8 protein-coding genes and 1 tRNA gene are annotated in these 6,126 nt (G+C 50.3%); 6 read left to right on the top strand and 3 right to left on the bottom strand.

What is annotated here, in order from left to right:
* Positions 1 to 4: 4 nt before the first annotated feature.
* Positions 5 to 571: a crossover junction endodeoxyribonuclease RuvC gene (gene ruvC, locus ACQY18_RS06030; protein ID WP_428039217.1), complete on the bottom strand. Its 567-nt coding sequence runs from the start codon at positions 569 to 571 to the stop codon at positions 5 to 7.
* Positions 572 to 578: 7 nt separating this feature from the next.
* A complete protein-coding gene (locus tag ACQY18_RS06025; RefSeq protein WP_428039216.1) occupies positions 579 to 1,340 on the bottom strand; it encodes a YebC/PmpR family DNA-binding transcriptional regulator in 762 nt (253 codons plus the stop codon).
* Between the two features lie 118 nt (positions 1,341 to 1,458).
* On the opposite strand from ACQY18_RS06025, the gene ACQY18_RS06020 reads away from it, so the two are divergent.
* From ACQY18_RS06020 to ACQY18_RS06010, 3 genes are all read left to right on the top strand, one after another.
* A tRNA-Arg gene (locus tag ACQY18_RS06020) sits at positions 1,459 to 1,531 on the top strand.
* Between the two features lie 136 nt (positions 1,532 to 1,667).
* Positions 1,668 to 2,306 carry a CpXC domain-containing protein gene (locus ACQY18_RS06015; protein WP_176777329.1) on the top strand — a complete coding sequence of 213 codons (639 nt, stop codon included), beginning with the start codon at positions 1,668 to 1,670 and terminating at the stop codon, positions 2,304 to 2,306.
* A complete protein-coding gene (locus ACQY18_RS06010) occupies positions 2,303 to 3,466 on the top strand; it encodes a hypothetical protein (protein WP_428039215.1) in 1,164 nt (387 codons plus the stop codon). The genes ACQY18_RS06015 and ACQY18_RS06010 overlap by 4 nt, the downstream gene beginning before the upstream one ends.
* Before the next feature lie 68 nt (positions 3,467 to 3,534).
* Here ACQY18_RS06010 and ACQY18_RS06005 read toward each other — a convergent pair whose 3' ends face one another.
* Complete coding sequence (locus ACQY18_RS06005; RefSeq protein ID WP_428039214.1) at positions 3,535 to 3,810, bottom strand: hypothetical protein; 276 nt, start codon at positions 3,808 to 3,810, stop codon at positions 3,535 to 3,537.
* A gap of 126 nt (positions 3,811 to 3,936) precedes the next feature.
* Between ACQY18_RS06005 and ACQY18_RS06000 the strand changes: the two genes are divergently transcribed.
* From ACQY18_RS06000 to scpB, 3 genes are all read left to right on the top strand, one after another.
* Positions 3,937 to 4,587, top strand: coding sequence for a site-2 protease family protein (locus ACQY18_RS06000; RefSeq protein WP_428039213.1), 651 nt, complete (start codon positions 3,937 to 3,939; stop codon positions 4,585 to 4,587).
* Between the two features lies 1 nt (position 4,588).
* The gene (locus ACQY18_RS05995) at positions 4,589 to 5,350 is read left to right on the top strand and encodes a segregation and condensation protein A (protein WP_428039212.1); all 762 of its coding nucleotides are present in this window, start codon (positions 4,589 to 4,591) and stop codon (positions 5,348 to 5,350) included.
* Positions 5,350 to 6,126, top strand: a 777-nt coding sequence (gene scpB / locus ACQY18_RS05990; RefSeq protein ID WP_428039211.1) for an SMC-Scp complex subunit ScpB, incomplete at its 3' end; no start/stop codon positions are given. The genes ACQY18_RS05995 and scpB, both read left to right, overlap by 1 nt.

Raw genomic sequence — 6,126 nt, 5'->3', positions numbered from 1 at the left:
AAAATTATTTCTTTTTGATTTGTGCTTCGCGGGCGGCTTTCAGTTTGGCAAGGAAGGCCGCCTTTACATTGAGCATATTGTTTAAGGGGGCGGTTTTTAAGTGGCAAATAGCAATCGCCACGGCGTCGGCGGTGTCGTCGGGCGACGGCGCTTTATCCAAATTCAGCGTCAGTTGTACCATACGCTGTACTTGTTTTTTGTCCGCGGTGCCGGTGCCGCAAATGAGCATTTTTACCCGCTTGGGGGGATAAAACGTAATGTTTTTCCCGGCCAGTTGGCAGGCCAGGATAATAACGCCGCGCGTCATAACCGTATGGGCCATGGTGGTGGCGCGTTTAAGAAAAAAATTCTGCTCCATAGCCACTTGGTCCGGCTGATAGGTTTGCAGAATTTTTTGTAATTCCCGGAAAATATATTCCAGCCGCTGGGGCAACTCCTGCCCCGCCCCCGTATGTATCAACCCGCACGCCTGTAAAGACAACGCGGACCGGGCGTTTCTTGTCAGAATCGCCCAGCCCGTTCTGTCTAAACCAGGGTCTATACCTAAAACGGTGGTCGTTAGAGGAGTCAAGCGGCCTCTATTTGTCTTCCAGTTTGGCTAAAATAGCTTCGTCAATGCTGGAGTTATCGTATACGTTTTTGGTGTCGTCGTGGTCGTCCAAGGCTTCCAGCATTTTCATCAAGGTTTCGGCGGTGTGTTCGTCGGTAATGCTGACCTCGGTGTCCGGAATCATGGATAAATCGGCCGATTCGGGCGTAATGCCTTTGGCTTCAATGGCTTTTTTAACGGCATCAATGGCGGCCATATCGGGCGCGGTAAGCACTTCGTACACGTCACCCACGGTGCGCACATCTTCGGCACCGGCTTCCAAGGCTAAATTCATCAGGTCGTCTTCGCCGATGTCTTCTTTTTTAACCACAATTAAGCCTTTGCTCTTAAACATATAGGATACGCAACCGGCCGTACCCGTGTTGCCGCCGTGGCTGGTGAAAATTTTGCGGATTTCGGAAAACGTGCGGTTTTTATTGTCCGTGGTGCATTCCACAATAACCGCCACGGAACCGGGGCCGTAGCCTTCGTAAGTGATTTCTTCGTAAGAAACACCGGGCAGTTGGCCGGTACCTTTCATAATGGCGCGTTTGACGTTATCAAACGGCATGTTAGCGGCACGGGCATCATCCACCGCTTTGCGCAAGCGGGGGTTTTGGTCCGGGTTGCCGCCGCTCATTTTGGCGGCGATGGTGATTTCTCTTAAAATTTTAGTGAATACTTTGCCTTTTTTGGCGTCTACGAGGGCTTTTTTGTGTTTAATACCAGCCCAGTGTGAATGTCCACCCATAGGTATACTCCTTACTGCAAATTAAGATACCTTTATTCTAGCAAATTTTAGGAGCGCCGGAGTAGGGGGCCTTGTTAAGCCTGTGGGCGCGCTTAAAAATTGGTACAATAAAAAACACGCCCCGTTAGCTCAACTGGATAGAGTACCGGTCTTCGGAACCGGTGGTATGGGTTCAAATCCCATGCGGGGCAGAGTTTTTGCGGGCCGGGCGGCGTATTTGCCCGGCCTGTATTCTTACGACGGAGCCCCGGCACTTGCGGGTGCCTTTTTTGGGTTAGAAGCCGTTTTTATATTACAGAAGGAGTCCATTTTTGGTATAAAAGTGTTATGAAATCTATTAAAGCCGAAGGGCAGGCACGTTGCCCCAACCATTGTGAACAGTTTGATGTAGAATATTGGTCTTTTGTGCGCGCAGACCAAGACCCCGATTTGAAAACCGCCGCGTTGGGCGGAGAGTTGAATTTATTTTGCTGCCCGGAATGTAAAACATTCTTTCACCACGATTCCAACCTGATTTATTTGGATGCCCCCGCGGAACTGATGGTGTTTGTGTTCGCCCATGCGGACAAAGCCAAAGAAGATGCCCTGGTTGCTAAAATGAAGGAAGATTACGCCCTCATTAAAAAAACGCTTTCCAAAACCTTACAGTTAGACTACGAACCCGCGTATGTGTTTGGGTTGGAAGCCTTAAAAAGTGTGTTGGAACACGAAGAAGAACTGACGTTTGAATCCGAAGTGGTAGCGGCGGCGTGTGCGGCGGCCGGCCTGCAAGTGGCCCGCTTAAAACCTGCTTATGCGCGGAAAAATCACTTTCCGCTTTATGTGCCCGCCGCGGATAAACCCGGCGCCAACGCGTATGCGCTGGCCGCCCATAAAGTGCTTAAAACGGGGTTAAACAGCAAACTGTTGCAAAACTTTATGGACCGTATGAGTGAGGAGGGGGCAAGCGCGCCTTTACTGTTATGAAAGGTAAAAATCCGGTAAGTATTCCTAAAAAATATCAAGAAATTTTGTTTTCTATCGGCACTTATGCCGAAAAGCTGGGCACCAAAGCCTGGATTGTGGGCGGTGCCGTGCGTGATTTTTATTTGGGGCGCGATACATTGGATATTGATTTGTCCTTTGAGGGAAATGTAGACCCTTTGGCCGGGTTTGCGGTCAAGCGTTGGGGGGGAAGCAAGCATAAATTTTCCCAATTCAGTACGTTTCGCGTAAATTTAATTACCGGGTTGAAATTAGATATGGTGCGCGCGCGGCGCGAAAGCTACCCCCGCGCTGGGGTATTGCCGGAAGTGACCCCCTCGTGCATTAAGGACGATATGTTCCGGCGCGATTTTACCGCTAATTCCTGGGCGTTAAGCATTATGCCGGGTTCTTTCGGCGTTTCGTTTGACCCGTTCGGCGCGCAAAAGGATATTGATGCGGGGATTATCCGCATCCTGCACCCCAAAAGTTTTTTGGACGACCCGACCCGGATGTGCCGGGCGGTGCGTTTTGCCGGGCGGTTCGGCTGGAAATTGGCCCCCAAAACGGAAGAATTATTAAAAGAGGCGGTCAAACAGCAGTATCCGTTGCTCCTTTCGCGCGAACGGCTGACGCGGGAATTTTTGAAAATCAATAAAGAAAAAGAAATCAAACGCATTTTGGAAATGATGCGCGCGTACGGAATGTTGCAATTTGTGTACCCGGGGCTAGAATGGCACGACGGCCTGAACCGCGTAAAAACCGTGGACGAACGGTTGGGAGTGATGGTATGCAGTTTGGGCAAAAGCGGGGAAGAATTTTTGAAATCCATGCGCGTAAAAAAAGAGCTTGCCCAAGAAATTTTGGAAGCGTGGAAAGTGTCCGAATCGTGCCATGCCCCTTTGCGTGCGCTGACCCCTATGCAGCAGGCCGTTATCCGGGCCGTACACCCGGGGCTCAAAAAGTATGCGCTGGAGCCGTGCTTTTTGCGCGGGCGGGATTTGAAAGAACAGGGCCTGGCGGGGCGGCGTATTTCCTGCGCGTTGGAGCGGTGCCGCCGGATGCAGTGGGACGGCAAAGTGTCCAGCCGGGAAGATGCCCTAAAAATAGTGCAAGTCTGTTTCGGTTCGTCTAATTGTATGGGGGATGTGCCCTCAGCGTAAATTTTCCCATTAAAAACCGGCTTTTAGGGCCGGTTTTTTTGCGGGTTTGTAGTAAAAGAACTAGCGCGTTAAGCGTGCCGGCGGATGAGTTGCCGGGCGGCGGTGGCACGGTCTTCGTGCGACGAGCCGGGCATATACCCCACGGAAAACGTAATTTTGTTGCCGCTGTATACGCGCAGTTGTTGGAGTTCTTGAAACGCCCGCACGGAAGAATGGACATCTTCGCTCGGGTGGACGGATAACAGCCGTTTGCTGTCGCCCTCTTGGCACCACAACGCACAAATGCCGGGTTGGCGGAGTGCCTGGTTGTAATGCTCCACGGTTTGTAAGGCCGGTTGTGTCATTTTTACCCCCTGTTATTTTCAGGTAATAATTACTATAAGTTAGTTGGCGGTAAAAGTCAAGCGTTTTTTGGGATAAGGGGTAAAACCCCCGTGCATAAGCGGGTATAAATTAGTAGAATAGCATATATGGAAATTATACTATACATACCCATTTTGTTTTTTTCTATCGTCTGGCACGAGTTCGCCCACGGTTTGGTGGCTTATAAACTGGGGGACGATACCGCCTATTTGAGCGGACGGCTGACGTTAAACCCTATGGCGCATATTGATTGGATAGGCACGCTGGCCGTTCCCGCATTTTGTTATATTTTTCATTTGCCGCTTTTCGGTTGGGCTAAACCCGTGCCGGTAAACCCCTTGCGGCTGCCTTCGCCCCGGGCCGATATGGGCAAAGTGGCGGCGGCGGGGCCGTGCGCTAATTTGTTGTTGGCGGCGGTGTTGGTGCTGGTGCTTAAAATTTTGTTGTTAATCCCCGCGTTTGCGCAGGCTCCGGCGGCTAAACTGCAAGCGGTTATGGTGGCTTTCCAATACGGTATTTTTATTAATATCCTACTAGCGGTGTTTAACTTAATGCCTATTCCGCCGCTGGACGGCGGCAACATTGTGGCCGCGTTCCTGCCTGTGCGCAGTGCCATGCGCTACCAAATGTTTTTCGGGCGCTACGGCATGTATATTGTGGTGATTTTGATTGTGACGGGATTATTAAAATATATTTTAATTCCCCCGGTCAGCTTGGCGTTGGGGCTCATTAACAAGTTTTTAGCGTTGGGGTTGTAATATGATAAATCCGGCTCCTATCAATGTGCATATTAACGTGTTTGAAGGCCCGATGGACCTGCTGTTGCACTTGATTAGAAAAGATAATTTGGACGTATGTGATATTAACATTGCCGAAATTACCAAGCAATACCTGGATTATTTGAACGTAATGAAGGAGCTGAATTTGGAGGTAGCGGGCGAATTTTTGGTAATGGCCAGTACGTTAATGCAAATTAAGGCCAAAACCCTTTTGCCCAGCCAGGCGCCCACCAGCGAGGACGAAGGCCCCAACCCGGCTAAAGAATTAATTGCCAAACTGGTGGAATACCAAAAATACAAAGAGGCCAGCCGCTTTTTGGAGCAAAAGCAAGAAAGCCTGAAAGACCAATTTTACCGCTCCGCCCCTATTTTTGATGCGGGGGAAAAGGTAATTAATATCCAAATGTTTGACCTGTTGGCCGCCGTAAAGCGTGCGTTTGAGCGGCTGGACGAGCGCAAACGGGTGGAAATGCTTAAAATAGAGGAATTCCCCATTGAAACTAAAATGGAAAAAGTGGTGGAATTACTTAAAACGCACGAATGGATTTTGCTAGAGGATATTTTTGTGGGAGAAACCAAAAAACGCGGTATTATCACTTGTTTTATGGCCGTGTTGGAGCTGATAAAAATAAAAAAATTATTGGCCCGGCAAGACTCCCGCGCCGGGGATATACGCATTTATTTGAACCCGGAAAATAAAGATAAAGATTTCAAAACCCTCATGCACGGGGAGGCCGCATAATGGATACGCCCGAAGTAAAACCGCAGCCGGAACTGGTGGATACCACCGCGGATGCTAAAAAAATTATAGAAACCCTTTTGTTTATAACGGACCGCCCCGTTAAGCCGGGCCGTTTGGCCGAGGTGGTGGAAACCGTCAGCGCCAAACAGGTATTGGCTATTATAGAAGAACTCACCCGCGAATATGCCCAAACGGGCCGCGCCGTGCAGATTGTGGAAGTGGGGGGCGGTTTCCAAATGGCCACCAAGCCGGAATACGGCCGCTGGGTGCGCAAACTGTATAACGAAAAAATGACCACCAAACTTTCCAACGCCGCGTTGGAAACTTTGGCCATTATTGCCTACAAGCAACCCATTACGCGGGCGGAAATGGAATCCATCCGCGGGGTGGACGTGGCGGGGCCGTTGGAGCGGTTATTGGAACGCGGCCTGGTGCGTGTGGTGGGCAAGAAAGACACCATCGGCCGCCCCATGGTGTACGGCACCACAGACGAATTTTTGCGGATGTTCGGGCTCAATAAAGTATCCGAACTGCCCGATTTACAAGTGTTTGCGGAAAAAACATTGCACGAAAAACAGGCCGATTTGCCGTTTGATGAAGCCTTGCCGCCGGTGGGCGAACCGGCTATCATTCCGTTAGATGAATTGGAAGGCGCCGAAAAACTGGAAGCGTTGGATACCACCGTGGACCCGTTTTTCACGCGGACGTCCTATAACAAAACCGCGCTCGGGCAAGAAGCCCTGCCGGGATTAGAAATGCCGCAAACCCAAACCGCC

It is taken from the genome of Candidatus Avelusimicrobium faecicola (assembly GCA_900540405.1).
Taxonomy (GTDB): domain Bacteria; phylum Elusimicrobiota; class Elusimicrobia; order Elusimicrobiales; family Elusimicrobiaceae; genus Avelusimicrobium; species Avelusimicrobium faecicola.
This window is presented reverse-complemented; position numbering and strand designations above follow the sequence as displayed.